The sequence below is a fragment of the Burkholderia sp. AU38729 genome, assembly GCF_020419725.1.
In the GTDB taxonomy this organism is placed as follows: domain Bacteria; phylum Pseudomonadota; class Gammaproteobacteria; order Burkholderiales; family Burkholderiaceae; genus Burkholderia.
The window spans coordinates 240,037-258,038 of record NZ_JAIZQO010000006.1 but is presented as its reverse complement, the minus strand read 5'-3'; the positions used below and the strand labels follow the sequence as shown (position 1 = coordinate 258,038).

The 18,002-nt window shown below is 65.9% G+C and carries 20 protein-coding genes; 9 read left to right on the top strand and 11 right to left on the bottom strand.

Annotated features, from left to right (window positions below):
* Positions 1 to 35: 35 nt before the first annotated feature.
* On the top strand, positions 36 to 371 hold the full coding sequence (locus tag LGM56_RS18055) for a c-type cytochrome (RefSeq protein WP_226206138.1): 336 nt from the start codon (positions 36 to 38) through the stop codon (positions 369 to 371).
* A gap of 22 nt (positions 372 to 393) precedes the next feature.
* Entirely contained in the window at positions 394 to 1,413 is a 1,020-nt protein-coding gene (locus LGM56_RS18050) for a TIGR00730 family Rossman fold protein (protein ID WP_226206136.1), read from the top strand.
* A gap of 109 nt (positions 1,414 to 1,522) precedes the next feature.
* On the opposite strand, the gene LGM56_RS18045 is transcribed toward LGM56_RS18050, so the two are convergent.
* From LGM56_RS18045 to LGM56_RS18015, 7 genes are all read right to left on the bottom strand, one after another.
* A complete protein-coding gene (locus tag LGM56_RS18045; protein WP_226206134.1) occupies positions 1,523 to 1,762 on the bottom strand; it encodes a hypothetical protein in 240 nt (79 codons plus the stop codon).
* A gap of 63 nt (positions 1,763 to 1,825) precedes the next feature.
* Positions 1,826 to 2,476, bottom strand: a complete 651-nt coding sequence (locus tag LGM56_RS18040) for a BON domain-containing protein (protein WP_089443923.1) — start codon at positions 2,474 to 2,476, stop codon at positions 1,826 to 1,828.
* Positions 2,477 to 2,733: 257 nt separating this feature from the next.
* Positions 2,734 to 3,168 (bottom strand): Hsp20/alpha crystallin family protein, encoded by a 435-nt coding sequence (locus tag LGM56_RS18035; RefSeq protein WP_226206402.1) that lies wholly within the window; start codon positions 3,166 to 3,168, stop codon positions 2,734 to 2,736.
* Between the two features lie 180 nt (positions 3,169 to 3,348).
* Positions 3,349 to 3,624 (bottom strand): DUF1488 domain-containing protein, encoded by a 276-nt coding sequence (locus tag LGM56_RS18030; protein WP_226206132.1) that lies wholly within the window; start codon positions 3,622 to 3,624, stop codon positions 3,349 to 3,351.
* Positions 3,625 to 3,690: 66 nt separating this feature from the next.
* Positions 3,691 to 4,161: a universal stress protein gene (locus LGM56_RS18025; protein ID WP_226206130.1), complete on the bottom strand. Its 471-nt coding sequence runs from the start codon at positions 4,159 to 4,161 to the stop codon at positions 3,691 to 3,693.
* A gap of 143 nt (positions 4,162 to 4,304) precedes the next feature.
* On the bottom strand, positions 4,305 to 4,778 hold the full coding sequence (locus LGM56_RS18020) for a hypothetical protein (protein WP_089498421.1): 474 nt from the start codon (positions 4,776 to 4,778) through the stop codon (positions 4,305 to 4,307).
* Between the two features lie 328 nt (positions 4,779 to 5,106).
* Entirely contained in the window at positions 5,107 to 5,988 is an 882-nt protein-coding gene (locus LGM56_RS18015; RefSeq protein WP_226206128.1) for an endo alpha-1,4 polygalactosaminidase, read from the bottom strand.
* A gap of 107 nt (positions 5,989 to 6,095) precedes the next feature.
* On the opposite strand from LGM56_RS18015, the gene LGM56_RS18010 reads away from it, so the two are divergent.
* The 3 genes from LGM56_RS18010 (at position 6,096) to LGM56_RS18000 (ending at position 8,778) form a co-directional block, all read left to right on the top strand.
* On the top strand, positions 6,096 to 6,386 hold the full coding sequence (locus LGM56_RS18010; RefSeq protein ID WP_226206126.1) for a hypothetical protein: 291 nt from the start codon (positions 6,096 to 6,098) through the stop codon (positions 6,384 to 6,386).
* A 530-nt stretch (positions 6,387 to 6,916) separates the two neighbouring features.
* Complete coding sequence (locus tag LGM56_RS18005; protein WP_226206124.1) at positions 6,917 to 7,720, top strand: hypothetical protein; 804 nt, start codon at positions 6,917 to 6,919, stop codon at positions 7,718 to 7,720.
* A 56-nt stretch (positions 7,721 to 7,776) separates the two neighbouring features.
* A complete protein-coding gene (locus LGM56_RS18000; RefSeq protein ID WP_226206122.1) occupies positions 7,777 to 8,778 on the top strand; it encodes a fatty acid desaturase family protein in 1,002 nt (333 codons plus the stop codon).
* A gap of 156 nt (positions 8,779 to 8,934) precedes the next feature.
* On the opposite strand, the gene LGM56_RS17995 is transcribed toward LGM56_RS18000, so the two are convergent.
* From LGM56_RS17995 to LGM56_RS17980, 4 genes are all read right to left on the bottom strand, one after another.
* Entirely contained in the window at positions 8,935 to 10,065 is a 1,131-nt protein-coding gene (locus tag LGM56_RS17995) for a chitinase (protein ID WP_319000771.1), read from the bottom strand.
* A gap of 524 nt (positions 10,066 to 10,589) precedes the next feature.
* Positions 10,590 to 11,300, bottom strand: coding sequence for a lytic polysaccharide monooxygenase (locus tag LGM56_RS17990; protein ID WP_413226784.1), 711 nt, complete (start codon positions 11,298 to 11,300; stop codon positions 10,590 to 10,592).
* A gap of 478 nt (positions 11,301 to 11,778) precedes the next feature.
* Positions 11,779 to 12,816, bottom strand: coding sequence for a LysR family transcriptional regulator (locus tag LGM56_RS17985; protein ID WP_089498416.1), 1,038 nt, complete (start codon positions 12,814 to 12,816; stop codon positions 11,779 to 11,781).
* Positions 12,817 to 12,896: 80 nt separating this feature from the next.
* Positions 12,897 to 13,640, bottom strand: a complete 744-nt coding sequence (locus LGM56_RS17980; RefSeq protein WP_089498415.1) for an SDR family oxidoreductase — start codon at positions 13,638 to 13,640, stop codon at positions 12,897 to 12,899.
* Between the two features lie 205 nt (positions 13,641 to 13,845).
* Between LGM56_RS17980 and LGM56_RS17975 the strand changes: the two genes are divergently transcribed.
* The 4 genes from LGM56_RS17975 to LGM56_RS17960 all read left to right on the top strand — a co-directional run bounded on the left by LGM56_RS17975 (position 13,846) and on the right by LGM56_RS17960 (position 17,998).
* Entirely contained in the window at positions 13,846 to 15,411 is a 1,566-nt protein-coding gene (locus LGM56_RS17975; protein ID WP_226206120.1) for a PLP-dependent aminotransferase family protein, read from the top strand.
* Positions 15,412 to 15,712: 301 nt separating this feature from the next.
* Complete coding sequence (locus LGM56_RS17970) at positions 15,713 to 16,213, top strand: Ohr family peroxiredoxin (RefSeq protein WP_226206118.1); 501 nt, start codon at positions 15,713 to 15,715, stop codon at positions 16,211 to 16,213.
* 104 nt (positions 16,214 to 16,317) lie between these two features.
* The gene (locus tag LGM56_RS17965) at positions 16,318 to 17,319 is read left to right on the top strand and encodes a bestrophin family protein (protein WP_226206116.1); all 1,002 of its coding nucleotides are present in this window, start codon (positions 16,318 to 16,320) and stop codon (positions 17,317 to 17,319) included.
* A 199-nt stretch (positions 17,320 to 17,518) separates the two neighbouring features.
* The gene (locus tag LGM56_RS17960; RefSeq protein WP_046546535.1) at positions 17,519 to 17,998 is read left to right on the top strand and encodes a carboxymuconolactone decarboxylase family protein; all 480 of its coding nucleotides are present in this window, start codon (positions 17,519 to 17,521) and stop codon (positions 17,996 to 17,998) included.
* The last annotated feature ends 4 nt before the right edge of the window (positions 17,999 to 18,002 follow it).

Here is an 18,002-nt window from a genome sequence, read left to right as displayed (position 1 = left end):
CGGCGCTGCCTTTCTGATCCGGATGAGGAAACATCATGAGCTTTCTGCGTGACGCCGCCTTCTGCGTGACCGTCACGGCGGCGCACCTTGCCGCCGCGCAAACGGCCGTGCCCGAGCCGACCGATCTCGTCAATGCGCAGCACTGCATGTTCTGCCATACGTCCGACATGACGTTCCTCGGGCCGTCGTTCCACGACATCGCGCAGCGCTACCGCGGCGATCCGGCGGCCGCGCCGGAACTGGAACGCAAGCTGCGCGTCGGCGGCCGCGTGCACTGGGGCGACACGCCGATGCCGTCCGCCGAGGATCGCGGCGGCCCGCTGTCCGCCGACGATGCGCACCAGCTCGTGCAGTGGGTGCTCAGCCAGTAACCGGCCCGCCAGCCAGCCGCTCATGTCGACCGTCGTCAAACGCGTTCCCGCCGGTATCGCTCGTCGAGGCGGAGTGCGCCGACGTACCGCAGCCGGCCCGACGCCGGCGGCCGCGCCCGGCAAACGCGCACGCACGCGGCCCGATGCGATCGTCGGCGACGACCGCGTCCAGCGCATCCCGCATCGCGCGCCGCGTCTCGCCAACCGCCCGAACCGCACGCCCGCCGACGACGATGCCACCGTCCTGCAGCGCGCGGGCATGCGCGGCATCCGGCTGCAACTCGACTACTGGAAGGCCGAGGAACGCCTGCAGAACGAACGCATCGGCCATGCCGTCGTGATCTACGGCAGCACGCGCATCGTTGCCCCTGCCGTCGCGAACGCGCGGCTGAACGAAGCCAATCACCTGCTCGCGGCGCGGCCGCACGATGCGGGCCGGCGTCACGCCGTCGCAATGGCGAGCCAGCTCGTCGAGCACAGCGTGTATTACCGCGTCGCGCGCGAACTCGGGCGCATCGTCGGCCACGCCGACCGGTGCACGCGCACCGCGCGGCTCGCCATCGTCACCGGCGGCGGCCCCGGCATCATGGAGGCCGCCAATCGTGGCGCGTACGAGCGCGGCGCGCCGAGTATCGGCTTCAACATCGAGCTGCCGCGCGAACAGGCGCCGAACCCGTACATCACGCCCGGTCTCTGCTTCCGGTTTCACTATTTCGCGATCCGCAAGCTACACCTGCTCGAACGCGCGAAGGCGGCGGTATTCTTCCCCGGCGGCTACGGCACGTTCGACGAGCTGTTCGAAGTCCTGACGCTGCTGCAGACGCGCAAGATCCCGCCGTTGCCGGTCATCCTCGTCGGCGAAGCGTACTGGCGCCGCGCGGTGGACCTGGCCTTCCTCGCGGACGAAGGGATGATCGACCGCCGCGATCTCGAGCTGTTCACGTACTGCGAATCCGCCCCCGACATCTGGCGCGCGATCGGCGGCTGGTATGCGCGGCGGCGCACCCGTCGCTCGCGCCGCGCCGCCGCACGCCGCCCGTGATCGGTCGGACGGTCACGCACGTCGGCGCACACGCGATGCGGCATCGACTGCATCGGATGACGAACGAAACATCGCCACTCAGGCAACGCGTTCACGACCGCCCCGGACTTCAAATCGTGAACATGTTCGACTTCCTCAACTCGACCCACGTCATCCCGGCGCGCAGCCCGTCGATCGCGGCTTCGCGCTCGGTGTCGCGGGTCCGGCTGTGCGCGAACGTGCGCTCGCACGCGCCGTCCGGCGACATCAGCGTCAAGTGGATCCTGCAACGGTAGCCGCCCGTTCCGGTGGCGATCGTCTCGACCGCCACCGACCAGTCCGCATCGTGTACCTCGCCTGACAGTGTCATTTGACTCCCCTTCCGCGCGGACCGCGCATCCGGTCGCCGGTCGCCGGTTGCCGCTTGCCGGCGTTACTCGACGACCAGGTCGTCGACGACGGCGCGCACGCCGCGCGCCGACCATGCCGCCCCGCGCACGGCCTTACGCTCGGAGAACGAGCCGACCTTGCCGGACAGCCGCACCGTGCCGTCGCGCACCTCGATCGCGATGTGCTTCGCCTCGCGCTCCGCATGGCGCATGATCGCGCGCTTGATGTTGCCGCCGATGTCGGCCGAGCCGATCGCCCCCTGCACCGCGATATGGTCGGTCACGCCGGTCACGCTGCGCATCTGCGAGATCGCCCGCACGGCCAGATGGCTCTGATAGGCCCATTCGACCCTGCCGGACAGCGTGATCCAGCCGTGTTCGACCTGCACCTTCACCGCGTCGTCGTGCAGCCCGACGGTCCAGTGCAGCACCGAACGCACCGCGTTCGCGATGTCCTCGTCGGTGCGGACGTCGTCGTCCGGCAGATGCACGGTCATGTCGACGACGAGCGCCTTGACGCCGGCCACGCGGTTCGCCGCCCGCTCGATCGCCAGTTTCTCCGCATAGCTCGGCGGATGACCCGAGAGCGTCACGATCCGGTTGACGACCTCGACACCGATACGTGTCGCGTCGATCGCCGGGTCGGATTCCAGTTCGTCCTGAACGTCCTGCTTCAACTGCTTGTCGGTCTTCATCGCCTGCACTCCCGTGAGCCGCGGCGCGCCTGTGCGCCGCACGTTTCCAGATTTGCACACGCGCGGCGAGGGAGCGCTGATGCAGGTCAACGGACGCCGCCCGACGCGCAGACGGAGCGCTACTTCGCCGGCGGCGCCGGATCGAATGCGCAGGCGTTCGCGCGACCGCCTCAATGAAACGGCGCGCGGATCGCGCCGCGCGCCGATAGCTCCGTTCGGACGACGCGTGCCCGCATCGCCCGCTGCCGGCCGTCCGATCAGCTGATGGCCAGTTTCTTCTGCGCGACCGGCGCCTTCTTCGGCAGCGTCAGCGACAGCACGCCGTCCTGGTAAGTCGCCGTTGCGTTCGCGTCGTCGATCTCGCCCGACAGCGAGAACGAACGGCTGATCGCGCCGCTGTAGCGCTCGCGGCGGATCACGCGTTCGCCCTCCTTCTGTTCCTGGTTGCGCGCGACTTTCGCGTGGATCGACACGGTGCTGCCCGTCACCTGGACGTCGATGTCGTCCTTGGCGACGCCCGGCAGTTCCGCGTTGACCGTGTACGCCTTGTCGCTTTCCGTCACGTCGATCTTCATCGAGGCCAGGTCGGGCTCGTCCGTCAGCGTCATCCCGCGGAGCGGCCTGAACAGCCCCTGAAACAGGTCGGCGACGGGTTCGATCGAAAACGGATCGTAACGCGTGACATTGCGCATGGTTCGTATTCCTTCAACGATAGACAGGCGGGCCGCGCGTTCGTCCCACTCGCGCGACGCCATGACGAAGACCGGATTGGCGCGGCACCGTGTGCCGCGCAACGGACGAACGATCATCAGGATTCCAGCGTAACTGCCCGTATCGGCACGCGCTTGATGCGCGTCAACGGCCGCGGGCGTTCACGCGCAGAACCGGAAATAGCCGCTGTGGAGCAGGATCGGCCGGCCGCCCATCTCCTCGAGCAGGCAGCGTGCGGCGCGCTCGATCGCGGGCCGGTGGCGGGCGAACGCCTCCACCAGATCCTGTTCGCGCGGCGACGCCGCGCGGAAGTGATCCTCCAGCGCCGCAGCGGTGATCGCGCAATGCACGCGGCGGCCTTCGACCAGCGCCGGAAAGGTCAGCGCCGGATCCAGGCCGCAATACGTCGGATGTTCGGAAGGAAAGGAGATCTGCATGATGCTCACCTCGGCAGGTTGCGCACGGGCAGGCGCCGGCTGGCGGCGCCCCCGTGCATGGCGGCCCTAAGCTGCCGCCGCGGCCGGTGCGGCGTCGCTGCCGCGCACGAGCAGGACCGGGCAACTCGATCCGCGCAGGAACCGTTCGGCGACGCTGCCGAGGAACAGCCGTCGGACCCCGCGCCGCCCGTGGGTGCCGACCACCACGAGATCGATAGACCGCTCGGCGACGTAGCGCTGCAGCCGTTCGGCGACACTCTCGCCGATCTCGGTCTCCAGGAGTTCCGTCTCGCCATTGACTGCCGCGTGCGCGATGGTTCGTTCCACGTGTCGCAGGACCGACGCACCATCGCGCCGGATCTCGTCGAGCAATGCATCCGGGTCCATCCGTCCGCCGAACGTGATCATCAGCGACTTGTCGACGACGAAAACGGCGAACAGGCGCGCACCGTACGAGCGCGCCACCTTCAAGCCCTCGTCGAGCGCGCGTTGCGACGAAGGGCTGCCGTCCACGGCGACCATGATGTTCGTGTACATACCGACCTCGCTGGATGACCCGATGCGCCGGCGGCGTTCGGCCTGGTTTTCATCATCGGCGTTCGCCGGAAACAGGCGTTGACGGAGGTCAACGGTTCGGAATCACGCGGCAACCGGCACGCGAGCGAGCGCGCGACGCCGGATCATCGCGGCACGACCGGCGCAGTCGGCGCGTCGGACGAACGCGCCGGGTTCCCGTACGACCGGAAGCCCCGCTCGATGTCGAGGATCTTCGTCGCGCACGCGTCGTACCGCCAGCCCGGGCCGCCATCGCTGTCGTACATGCCCCTGCACATCGCCTTGAGCCGGATCACCGACGCGCCGCCCGACGCCGTGCGGGAGGCCCACAGATATACTTCTCCGGCCAGAAACGGCGCCGCCGTTTCGATCGTCTCCGCATCGGCGCGCGTGATCCGGGTCGACGAATGCGCTTCGACATAGCGGCGTGCGAAGTGCCATGCACGGTCGCATTCGGCAGGCGTCGAACACTGCAGCACCGCGGCCTGGCGCGTCGCGAACAACTGCGTTTCCGTCGACCGGAAGGCCGCGTTCCGTTGCGCGCCGGCGCACGCGTTCAATGCAAGCAGCACGCCGAGCGCCCATAACCGTTGGTTCATCACCCTGCCCCGCAACGCATCGCGTTCCGCCCGCCAGCGGGCGGCATGAACACGCCCGCCGCGAGTCCGGCCCCGTCGCCGCCGCCATCCCGCATCCGGCGCGCAGTCGCGTGCGGCATCGCGCGAGCGTTCGACTCGACTGTATGGCTTGCATGAGGAATGGGGTTGACCTGCGTCAATGGCCGGCCCGGGCGACACGGGCCGCGAACCGGCATGCTGTCGATGCCGCACCGATGCCTGCGCGCGCGCCCCCGTCCGTGTGCGCAGTCGCGATGCCCGTGTCGTCATCGCGGCCGGTGCGATCGGACGCAGCGACGCGCACCGCCGTTCACTCGAACCGGCACGCGGCACGCGGCAGCGCCGCCAGCGTGTCACTCGACAGTTTCAGAATGCCGTCGAAATTGGCCTGGTTGTCCGCCGGGCAGAACGCCGCGAGCGTCATGCCGTCCGGGCGCGTGTACTCGACATTGAACACGGCCTTGTTCAGCGCGATGAAGCTCGCGTAGTCGCCGCACTCGTGGAACCTGTTGCATTGCTCGTTGAGCGCCCAGTCGGCCACTTTCGCCATGGCGGCAGCGATACCCGAGCCGTTCTTGAGGCCCATCGACATCCCGCGATCGTGCGCGGCGGCAATCAGCGCCGTGTTGTACCGCAGCTGGTCGTCACGCGTCAGCGGAAAGCCGGTTTCCTGGCGATAGCTGTCGTCGAGGTCCGGCTCGATGCCGTCGCAGCCCTTTTTCCTCGCCTGGTCGAGCCGCGCCAGCATCAGCGGCATCAGGATCGCGGTCTGGCGAATGTCCAGCCAGCGTTCGTGATCCTCATACCCTTCGACGGGATTGCCGAGCACGCTGTCCGGAAACTTGCCGGCGTCGCCACGGGTGTCCTCGCGCCCGCCCACCTCCATGTAGCAGACGACATAGATGCCCTTCGCCTTCAGGCGCTGGATCGTGCCGGCATCGGTCAGCTCCATGTCGACGTCGAACATCTTGCGCGGGTTGTTCACGCCGTCCAGCACCGTCTCGTTGATCCGGTTGCCGTCGATCTGCCATTGCCAGCTCGTGCCCGGCACGAGCGGTTTCCACGTGGCGGCCTGCGATGCCCGCACGGAGGTGGCCGCGAATGCGCTGGCGGGAGCGGACGAATCGGAGTCGCCTCCGCATGCCGCGAGCAGCAGCACCAGCACGAATGAAGCGAACGATCTTGCGGACATGGCGAATCCTTTGCCTGTTGGGCGGCTTGTCAGGATGCGAGGGTGCGAGGGAAACACGTGCAGCGGAACGCGGACGATGCCTCTGCCGATACTGCGGTGGTGCGCGAATGCGCGAGGTACGTGCGGATGGTAGGCGGGAACACTGCGCCCATCTGTTCCGATTTGTCGATTTTTGTGGGCAGGGTGGGCGCCGGCAAGCCGTCAACTTCGTGATGGTCGAGCACCGTCGACGCGCGGCGACCGAAGCCGGCGAAATCGGCGTTTTTACATTGGAAACCTATAACGCATCAAAAGCAAAAATAAAACGACTTTGTTTTTCAGAACAGAAAATGGAACCGATGTCACGATATTTCTATTTACAGCACTTCAACCACTCCGATGAATTATTCAATTCCTGAAGAAGATTTGCGGATGCCGCCTTCATCTCTTCAATCCATTTTCAGGCGACGTGAGGCACCCTTCCCGAGACCCGCCACACAAGCCGATTTCCGCCATTGTCCTCATGACGTCACGCTCGTTTTCGACAACCATCACCCTCATCATTCAAATGAAATCAACAATGAATAAATCGATTGAATTTGTTTGACAATCAAACGTAAGGATAATTAAAGTCGTCGCCGACGATGCGCGGGTCGCCTCTCGATTCGCGCAACCACTCACCCTCACCAGGGCAAGCAAGGCGATGAATTCAATTGATGGCAGCACCGCGGGCGGGAACCGCGTCGAGCCCAACGGCGCCCGCCACCGACCACTCCGGATACGCCGCGGAACGGTGTCGGACACTTCGGGAATCTGCGCGCTGTTCGAACGGGAATACGGCGACTCGTCGCACCCGTGTCTCGATGCGGGCTACGTGAGGCGCGCCGTCTCGAACAAATCGGAACTGTGGTTTGTCGCCGAAGAGGAAACGCACGCCACGATCGGTTGCATGAGCGTCAGCTACAACGCGCAGAATCGCTCGTGGGAATACGGCCGCGCGATGATTTCCCGGCACCATCGTCACCTGGGCGTCCTGTCGGCGCTGATGCAATCCGCGATCGACACGCTGCCGGCCGCGGATCACGATCTGGCCTTCGCAATTGCCCGCACCGATATCGCGCTGCGTGCGTTGCTGCGTCATCTCGACGGCGTCGTGGTCGGACACGACGGGTCACCCGACAGCGCGCATGGCGTGCGCGAACATCACGTCATCGCGCTCGAGACATTCCGCTCGCCGCGCTTCAGGCATTGCCTGCCGCTCTCGCCGATCTTCCGCGAATCCGACGTTCTGCGCAGCGCGATCTTCGAACCGCTCGGTGTCGCCGGAACGCCGGCACCGTATCCCGACACCTGTTTCTGGGGGCATGGGTACGAGTGCTCGGACGACTTCACGTTTCGTGTCGACGAGCGGGCCGATGCGATCTATCTCTGCCAGCATGCAGGCGGCCCGTTCATGACCGAGCGCGACGTCACGGCCGACCTGCTGCGTTTCCTGAAACGGCGCGGCACGACGGCCTATGTCGGCGCGATCGTGCTCGCCGACAAGCTGACGCTGGTCAAGGCGATGCTCGAAGCCGGCTTCCGGATCACGGCCTATTTGCCGGCGTGGCACTGGAGCCGCGGCGCGCGCTACGACTGCCTGCTGCTCGCCCGGCGCGACAACGGCTTCGCGAGCAAGAACGGACTCGACGCACACATCGACGTGCTCGATGCCGCCTACCGCGAGATCGGCCAACGCATCCTGTCCACCTGAGATCCACGCCGGCCACGCGCCGCGCCCCCCATCAATCCACTCAATCGAGGTAGCACATGACCCAAGACGAATGGCGCTCGGTCAAGGCGACATTGCCGAACGGACCCACCGGACACCTGACGCTCGCGCTCTGGTTCGCCGATGTCGCATTGCTTGCCGCCGCGTGGGTGCTCTGGCTCGCCGGCGGGCCCGGACGCATCGCCGCGCTCGTCCTCGCCACGCTCGCGCTGATTCACCTCTATCTGATCTTGCACGAGGCACTGCACAACGCCGCATCGCGTTCGCGCGCGTGCAACGAGGCCATCGGCCATCTCTGCGGATGGATCATCGGGTTGCCGTACCTGCCGCGGCGCAGATCGCATCTGGGCCATCACGCGTGGACCGCGCACCCGACACGGGATCCGGAGAATCGCAAGATGATCCAGAAGTTTTCCGTGATGACGGAACGCGGCGCGCGCACGCTCGAATTCATCTGGCGGCACTGGATCCCGATGATGGCATTCAATCATTTCCTCAGCCACTGGATCGCACCGTTCCTGCACCGCGACACGCCTGCGCATCGCGCGAAATCGAATACCGAGATCGCATTCAGTGTGATCTACCTGGCCGGTTACGCGGCGGTCGGCGCGCTGGCGTATCGTGCGGGCGTGCTCGGCAGCCTCATCGCGTTCTCGACGATCCTGTGGGTCGTGTTGCTGATGGCCGTCGAGCTGCTCAACCTTCCGCATCACGCCGAGATCCCGCTGCTGGCCGACGACGCGGCACGCCCGCCGCTCTGGGAGCAGGACGTGGTGTCGCACAGCTGCGCCAACGTTCCCCTCTGGTCACGCTGGGTGATCCTGAATTTCAACCTTCACGTCGCCCATCATGCGTACCCGTGGTTGCCGTGGTACGACCTGCCTCGCGCACAACGGCTGCTCGATGCCGTCTCGACGGCCGAGGCGCCGCGCCAGACCCACGAGTGGGCATTCGCCGTGACCAAGCGACGCCGGCCGCTGCTCGAACTGATGGGGCACTTCTTCGACAAGCGTGGCGCATCGTCCCAGGGTGGACGCTGACGCTCCGCCCTGGCGAGCGCATCCGTCGAGTGCCGCCGGCACGGCCCTCGACAACGGCGATGCCTCCGGTTGCCGGTCGAGGAAATCGGAGACCATGCGAAACGTCGTCGCAATCATACGAGCGGCCCGCATGGTCTCCTCCCTGCCCGGCTTCATTCATTTACCGGGCGCCAGGCCGTTGGCAAACCGGTTCGTATAACCAAGCGTACCGACACCGCCGATCGAATTGCACGTCGACGATGCGGCGCCGGGCGGACAATCGACGTCACGGTCGAACGACCAGAAGTGGACACCCGCGAGACCATTCTGTTTCACGAACTGCGCCACGGTGTCCGCGTCCGCCGGCGTAAAGGTTTCGCCGACCACATCGTTGCCGCCGATCATCGGCGTCAGCTCGATCTGGTTGTACGGGACGCCCCAGTGATCGTGCAGGTTCATCGCGGCCTGGATCGCCGACTGTCCCATCTGGCAGGTGCCGTTCGCGACCACGCAGTTCCCCGCGCTAGCCGACCCGTAGTCCATCGTCATCAGGTCGATGGTGTAGTTCTTCAGGCCGGCCGCCTGGATCGCCTGCATGACCCAGTCGCCGTATATGTTGAAGCTGTCGGGGGCGCTGGCGCCCCACGAGCTGGCCGTGGTCGCGCCCTGCTGGGAAGGCGCCAGCGTCGCCAACGTGAAGCTGAAGCGCAGGCCGGGATATTTCTGCTGGGCGACGGCCACGCGCTGGACGAGATCGTTGATCACCTGTTGCGTCTGCCCGCCCTCGATATCGAAATCGATGCCGATCAGGTTGCTCGATGCATAACGATCGATGAAGGCCGCCATGCCCGCATCCGTCCCGCACGTGAACATGCCGGCCGCGCCGCCGGTGGAAATCACGTAATTCACATTGGCCGCGGTGAACAGCGGCACATTGGCAGCCGCCATTGCGCCGCCGTCGACGCCCGCCCAGTTCTCGCTGCCGCATTCACCGGTCGCGAACGCGAGCGTCATCGTACGGACACCGGTAGGCAGCACCGACAGCACCGGGCTCAGCTGCCCCGTGACGTTCGTCGAGATGACGTTGGTGTTCCAGTTCATCGAAATCGTCGCGTCCTTGTACGGGCTATAGACGAATGCCGGCGCCGTGCCGGTACCCGATGCCCCCGCCGCGGCAGCGCCGGTGCCGGCGCCTAAAAACGACCCTGCCAGCAAAAGCGCCAGCACGCCCTTCAAGGTCGATCGCCGCATGATTCCGGTGTGCTGGTTGCGCTTCATTTTCATGCCCTCGATTCCGGTCTGGCTCATGATTTCCCCTTTCGATTGACAACGCTCCGCCCAGGTCGAATTCAAAAGAAATCAACCTGACAAATTGCCACTTGAAGACAAATTCCGATATTGATTCCGTCTTTATCTCAACGACGAGAAACAATTCGACGGCCGATGTAGTGATCCTTCAATTCAGCGCCGGCACTTCGATTTGTTATACTACATAATCATCAGGCATCAACCCTGGAATCGATTATTTCCATCAATATCGAAACCCGAAATATTCACGCGATCGCATCGCCCTATTGCAATTGTCGCGATTCGACAATTCAAACGGATAGCTCGCAGCCATCCGACCGATTGTTCAAGGCGACGAAATTCAGGCGATGCGATCCGGCCGTACGACGGCGTCGCGCGGGTGGGCGGAGAGGCAATGATGGGGCTGCTTCGGCAAGCCGGGCTGGAGACTGCCCGGTCGGTCGGCGAGCGCATCGGCGCTCCTGAGCGGCGCTCTTCCATTCATGACGCCCGGGCATCGCCGGGCGCGTCAGGTTGCAGCGGTATCAGAACGGGCTGCGGGTCGTATCGCCGTTGGTGAACGTCGCGTCGACGACCTGATAGAACGCCATCGCCGTATCCGCGACTTCCCAGACCGCCAGGATGACGTGGTAACCGCTACGCACCGGCAACCGGCATTGGTGAATGGTCGGCTGCTGCGGCACCAGGTTCGCGTTCGGATCCCAGTACGGCTGGCCGGGATTCTGGATCGTGCAGAACGGCGTGGGCTCGAACTGCGCGCGCGTCAGCTTTTCCGACGGGTTCCAGTCGGCGCGCGTAATGAAGTAGTTCCAGCGACGCGTCTTGTGCACGGCGCTGAATTCCCATTTGAAATTCTGCAACGCGCCCGGCCGCAGCGGGATCTTCTGCCAGCGGCTCGGCGACTGCTCGTTCAGCACGGGCAGCGGGCCATTCGTGCTGGCGCCGGCGATTTCGCCATCCGGCGGCGGTGCGGCATTCTTCGCGTCGGCCGACGCGAACGGATCGGACAGGCCGCTTTGCGTCGCGGGGAAGAACTTGCCGTTCTCCATCGCGTTCGCGTGCCAGGCGTCGACGTGGCAGTTCGGATTCTGCCCTTGCGTGCACAGCACGATACGCGAAGGCGGTTCGGTCAAACGGCCGTGCGCGTGAGCACCGGCCGCCGCGACCAGCAGTGCCAGGCCGGTCAACGAGCGTGGCATCACGGAAGCAACGTATCTGCGGATGATCTTGTTCATGGGCCCTCATGACATCGATGTCGGAACGGATATGCGCGTGTCGGGCCCGCCGCAGGATCCCCGGCAGGGGCTCCTGTCGACACGTCGTCGCGCACACTGATCGGCAAAAGCGGCAACCCGATGAATCCGCGGCACGCGATGATGAATCGCCGCGTTTTCTGACAAATCACTTTCACCGAACCGAACCTTATCCGCTAAAACCTGAAAAATAAACGTCCCGTATTGATAGTTTTTTAATTTCGATCAAACGCCTGATTCGTTTTTAATTTCAGCCGGTTTTGTCCAGGCTTTAATTGCACGACATTGAATAAACCGCCCATTCATTAAGACACCGTTATCGATCATTCGGCGGGCGGCTTTGCGCACTCGACTTGCACTGCGTGGTTCGTCGTTGCTTCGACCGATGAAAAAATCGTGGCCGGTGGACGATTTCCATGGAAGCCGGCGGGCCGCCCGCTTTCCCCAAGCCCTTAATTCTTCAAGCAGCCAATCCCGTCGACGAAGCAACCGTGAGGTCCCGATTGAACTGCGTCATGCAGTTCAGGTCGAGCGCGCGAATCTGCTCGGTCATGAAATCGACGAAGATGCGGATGCGCGTCGGCAGGTGTTGTCGGCTCAGATAGCAGATGTAATGGCCGCGATCTTCCGGCACATGCTTCGCCAGCGCGACGACGAGCGCCTTCGATGCGAGATGGTCGCGGATCTGGTAGCCCGCCAACTGTGCGATGCCCGCGCCGTTCAGCACCGCGCGCAATACCAGGTCCGCGTCGTTGAACGTGAGGCGCGAGGTCGGCAGGTACTTCCGCGGGCGGCCGTCGACATTGAACTCCCATTCGAACAGGCGTCCGCTCGCGAACCTGAAATTAATGCACGCGTGCCGGTCGAGGTCGTCCAGGCTCTGCGGAAGCCCGTGCGTCGCCACGTACGACGGCGCCGCGCAGAGCGCCATCTGCATCGGAATCAATTGGCGGGCGATGATGCTGGAATCCTCGATGCGCCCGTTGCGGAACGACACGTCGATCCGCTCGGACACCAGGTCGATCGGCCGGTCGTCGAGCAGCAGGTCGATATCGATGTCCGGGTACGCGTCCGCGAATTTGGCCAGCAGCGGCGCCACGATCTTCCGGCCGAAGCCCACGGCCGAACTGATGCGAATGAGGCCGCGCGGCGGCCCCTGCCGCAACTCGAGCATGTCGTTCATGGCTTCCACGATCTGCGCCACGCCCTGATGGCAGTTCTCGTAGAAGCGCCGGCCCTCGCACGTCAGTTCGGTCGTGCGCGTGGTCCGCTGGAACAGCCGCGTGCTCAGTTGCGCCTCGAGCTTCTGGACGTTCCGGCTCACGGCCGGCCGCCCGACGCCGAGCCGTTCGGCGGCCTTGGTGAAGCTGCCCTCGCTCGCCACGGCAACGAATGCCAGGATGCCCGCATAGCTCGCACCAAAGCTCGCCGACAAGGCATTGGCGCGACCGGCCAGGTCGCGCCGCACGCCGTACTCCGATGGTTCCGAATGATTCATTTTCCGCTGCCCCCATGCCAATCATCCCGATTGCCCGCGATCCGCGGGCGCCTGCGAACCGTCACACGTGCGAACGCGAATCAGCGTCGCGCCAACCACGCGTCGAGGCCGATGCGGCCGAGTCGCGCATTCCCGAGCGGCACCAGCGAGGTTTCCTCGACGCGCCCGCCGTAGTAGCGGGCCTCGCGATCGGTCACCACCGCGCGCGGATCGCCGACCGATTTCAGGTAGCGCGCGACGATCTCCGCGAACGGCGCGCGATCCGGGCCCGCGATCTCGACCGTGCCGTTCTGCGGGCCGCCAAGCGCGATCTGCGCGACGAGCGCCGACACGTCTTCCGCGGCGATCGGCTGGAACAGGCCGTCGCCGATGCGGACCGTGCCGTCTTGCGTGCTGAAGTCCGCGATGCCGCCGATGAATTCCATGAATTGCGTCGCGCGCACGATCGTGTACGGCACGCCCGCCGCTTCGATCGCCTGCTCCTGCGCGACCTTGGCCAGGAAATAGCCGTTCTCCGGCATCCGGTCGCAGCCGACGATCGACAGCGCGACGTGATGGCGCACGCCCGCGGCCACTTCGGCCTTGCCGAGATTGCGTGCCGACGTGCGGAAGAAATCCAGTACCGCCTGCGGCTCCCACGACGGCGCGTTCGTCACGTCCACCACGACATCCGCGTCCGTCAATGCATCGGCCAGCCCCTCTCCCGTGACGGTATTGACGCCGGTGCTCGGCGAGGCGGCCAGCGCCTGATGACCTGCTTCGGCGAGCAACGTGACGACACGCGAGCCGATCAGGCCCGAACCACCGATGACAACGATTTTCATCGCACAATCTCCTGACGATTGGATTTGACGGGAATGCGACCGGGCGTGACGGGTGCCGGATCCGGAGGAGGCGGTCAAGACCGTCGCATCGCGTGACGCAATTGTGGAAGAATCATGTCCTATCCATCAGTGCCAAGAATCGGCGATCGGACTAGTCCAAGCTGGATCCGATCCTGTCCCTGCGTGCGTTACCCGAGAAGCCGCGATGTCCGAGCCCACTCTTCCGCTGACCATCGAAATCGACCGGCAGCACCAGTTGCCGCTCTATCTGCAGATTTGCGAGCGGTTCCGGGCCGCGATCGCCGCCGGCCACCTGCGCCCCGGCGACCGCGTACCCGCGCTGCGCGGCCTGGCGACGCAACTGAACACGGCGCGCGGCACCGTCGAACAGGCCTACACGATCCTCGTCGACGAGGGCTATCTGCAGATGCGCGGCGCGGCAGGCACGTTCGTCTCGCCGTCCTTGCCGATCTCGCTGACCCGGGCGTCGCCGCCGCGCACCGGTACCCCGCCGAACCGGCCCGGCGAACCGGCGGCCCCGCCGCGGGCGTCGACGCCGGCCCCTTCGACCCCTTTGGCCCAGTCAGCCCCGTCGATCCCGCCCGCCGACCTCCAGCCGCCGCGGCGCCCGCAGCCGATCGCCGTCGCGCTGAGCGGCGAGCCGAGCCCGTTGCAGCCCGGGCTCCCGGCGCTCGACGCGTTTCCGCGCAAGGTCTGGCACCGGCTCGTGTCGCTGCGCGCACGCAGCGGCGAACGCGCGCTGCTCGGCTATCCGAATCCGGCCGGCTACCGGCCGCTGCGCGAACACATCGCCACCTATCTGACGCTGTCGCGCGGCGTGACCTGCGTGCCGGACCAGGTCTTCGTCACCGGCGGCTACCGCGCCACGCTGGAACTCATGCTGCGCAGCCTCGCACGGGCGAACGACCGCGTGTGGTTCGAGGATCCCGGCTACCTGCTCGCCCGCGGCTTCCTGTCCGAGACCGGCGTGCAGCTCGTCCCCGTGCCGGTGGACGACGAAGGGATCGACGTCGCGCGCGGCATGCAACTGGACCCGCAGGCCCGCTTCGCGCTGGTGACGCCGTCGCATCAGAGCCCGCTCGGGCATACGCTGTCGCTGTCCCGCCGCATCGCGCTGCTGGACTGGGCCGCCAGGACGTCGGGGTGGATCGTCGAGGACGACTACGACAGCGAGTTTCGTTATCTCGGCCGTCCGCTGCCGGCGCTGAAGAGCCTTGACCGACGCGATCACGTGATCTATTGCAGCACCTTCAGCAAGGCGATGTATCCCGGCCTGCGGCTCGCCTACGCGGTCGTGCCCGAGCGCGCGGTGGAGCGCGTCGAGCGCGTGGCATGCAGCATGAATGCCGGTTCGCCGCCCCTCCTGCAGGCGGCCCTCGCCGACTTCATCGAGCAGGGGCACTTCGCGCGGCACCTGAAGCGGATGCGCGCGCTGTACGGCGAGCGCCGCATGCTGATCGTGCACGCGCTGCGGCAGGCGTTCGGCGAGCGGCTGATCGTCGAATTGCCGGCGGGTGGCATCCAGTTCGCGGTGCAGTTCACCGACGGGCCCGACGGACCGGTCGACGACGTCGCCGTCGCCGCCCGCGCGCGCGACGCCGGCCTGGCGGTCCTGCCGCTGTCGATCTGGTATACGAACAGCCACACGCGGCAAACGCCGCGCGGCCTCGTCATCGGGTTCGCGAACATCGTCGACGCGGACGAAGCGCAACGTCACGCGCGAACGCTGCGCACCTGCCTGGACCGCTGACGCGCGGCGCGCAACGGCCGGGCGTCGCGTCGCGATCCCGATTGGTGCCCGAAGGGAAACATTGAATCGCCCGGGACGGCCATACCGCCGCCGATCGTGCTCCTCTAGCATGGAGGCGTCTTTTCCCGGAGACCCGCCAGGGATCGCACCGCACCGGAAGATCGCCGCAGCGCTCGTGCGATCGTTCGCGCCACGCGTGCCTGGCGACGCTATCTGCCCGGGGCCGCGCCGCCCCGTTCGCCACACGCTTCGACACACGACTGACCGGGAATCGAAGCGGCGCTGAACTCGAGCACGCATCATGGACGACCAGAAGCTCCAGGCCCCTCCGCTTTCCCTCCTCGACCGGTATCGGGGCCACGCGTTTCAGCCGCTCTATACGACGAGCGTCACCGTGACCGGCGGCGAGACGGGACACGGCCGCGCGTCGGGCGTCGTCCGCTCCGACGACGGCAGCCTTGCCCTCGAGCTGCGCCTGCCCGCCGAACTCGGCGGCCCGGGCGGCGGCACCAATCCCGAACAGCTGCTCGCCGCCGGCTACGCCGCGTGCTTTCATGGCGCGCTGAACCTGCTCGAACAACGCGCCGGCACGGCGCCGGCCGAGACCGCGGTGGAGGTGCGGGTTGCGTTCGGCCGTGATCCGATGGACGGCGGTCATGCGTTGATCTTCGAGGTTCGCGTCCGGATGCGCGGCGTCGAGCGCAGCGTCGCCGAAGAGCGGGTGCGCGCCGCGGAGCGCCTGTGCCCGTACGCCAAGATGGCCAGGCAAGGCGCCGTGAATGTCGTGACCGTCGTCGACTGACCCGACGCGCGTCGTGCGGCGGCGGCCTTCGCCGCCGTCGCCTCGTGCGTGGCCGCGCCGCTGCGCGTCTCGCGCCCCGCTGAGTCCTCGATGAGGCCAAAGACATGCATCTCGGAAAATCCTACAAGCTGGCGGAATTCCTGATCTGGACGCGCTGGAAAGTTTACGAGCTCCTCGTTTTCGGGGCCGTCCCGGTCGTCCTGTACACGTTCTTTTCGGTCAGATGGTTGTCGATCCCGCTGACGATCGTGGCGCTGCTCGGCACCGCGACGTCGTTCATCGTCGGCTTCAAGAATGTCCAGACGTACAACCGCGCCGCGGACGCGCTGGACATCTGGATCGGCATCCTGAGCAAAAGCCGTCGCTGGGGGCAAGTCGTGCAGGACTTCGTCGGCGACGAAGAGATCGCGCGTACCCTCGTCTATCGCCACCTTGCGTGGCTCACCGCGCTGCGCTACGACTTGCGCCGCCCGCGCGTCTGGGAAAGCACGAACAAGCGCTACAACGCGGAGTACCGCCGGTACTATCGCGTGCCGGAGTGGGAACAGGACATCCGGGAACTGCTCCCGGCGTACCTGTCGCCGTCCGAAGCGGCCCAGGCGTGCGCGTCCGCCTCCATCGCGACGTTCGTGCTGAGCCTGCAACGCCGCACGCTCGCGACGCTGCACACGGCCGGCCGCCTCGAGACGAGCTTCTACATGGACCTGCACAAGACGATCGGGGATTTCACCGACCTCCAGTCGCGCGCGGAGCGTTTCAAGAATTTCCCGTATCCGCGCCAATACGCGACCGTCAGCTCGCTGTTCGTCCGATTCTTCTGCCTGTCTTTGCCGTTCGGTCTGCTGAACGAGTTCAACCGGCTGAACGACGGCGTGAGCGGCTTCATGCACGGCTACATGGTCTGGCTGGTGGTGCCGTGCAGTGTCGCGGTGTCGTGGATGTACACCTCGCTCGACCAGGTCGGCGAGAGCACCGAGAACCCGTTCGAGGGCGGCGCGAACGACGTGCCCATTTCGACGCTGTGCGGCACGATCGAACGCGATCTCAGGGCGATGCTCGCCGAACCCGCGGGCGCGCCGTGCGGCGACACGGTCATCGCGCTGTAGTGAACCGTGCGCCTTTCCGCCGCGGTTGAGATCGACCGCGCCCCCGACATGGATTGGTGCCGAAGCGGCAACAGAATGCGCACCTGCCGGGCACTACTGGCCCGCGGGGCCCGCGATTACGATGTTGTCAGGCAGGCCGTGCGTGGGGCGCCACATGCAGGGCCGGCAGTCGCGATTCCACATTTCAGGAGAACCGATCATGACGCAACGTATCAACTACTTCCAGCAATCGCCGGAGCTGACCAAGAAGCTCGTCGAACTCGACGGACTGTTTCAGAAGACGACGATCGAGACGCCGATCCGCGAGCTCGTCGAGATTCGCGCATCGCAGCTCAACGGCTGCGCGTTCTGCGTCGACATGCACACCAAGATGGCAAAGATCCACGGCGAGCGCGAACTGCGCCTGCATCACGTCGCGATCTGGCGCGAGTCGACGCTGTTCTCGCCGCGCGAGCGCGCCGCGCTCGCCTGGACCGAAGCGCTGACGCAGATCCCGTCGCACGGTGTGCCCGACGAGCTCTACGAACGCGTGCGGGGCCACTATTCCGAGAAGGAACTGTCGGATCTCACCTTCCTCGTGGGCGCCATCAACTGCTGGAACCGGCTGAACGTCGCCTTCCGCGTCGTGCCCGGCTCGTTCGACAAGATGTTCGGGCTCGACAAGGCCAACCTGGAGTAACGAC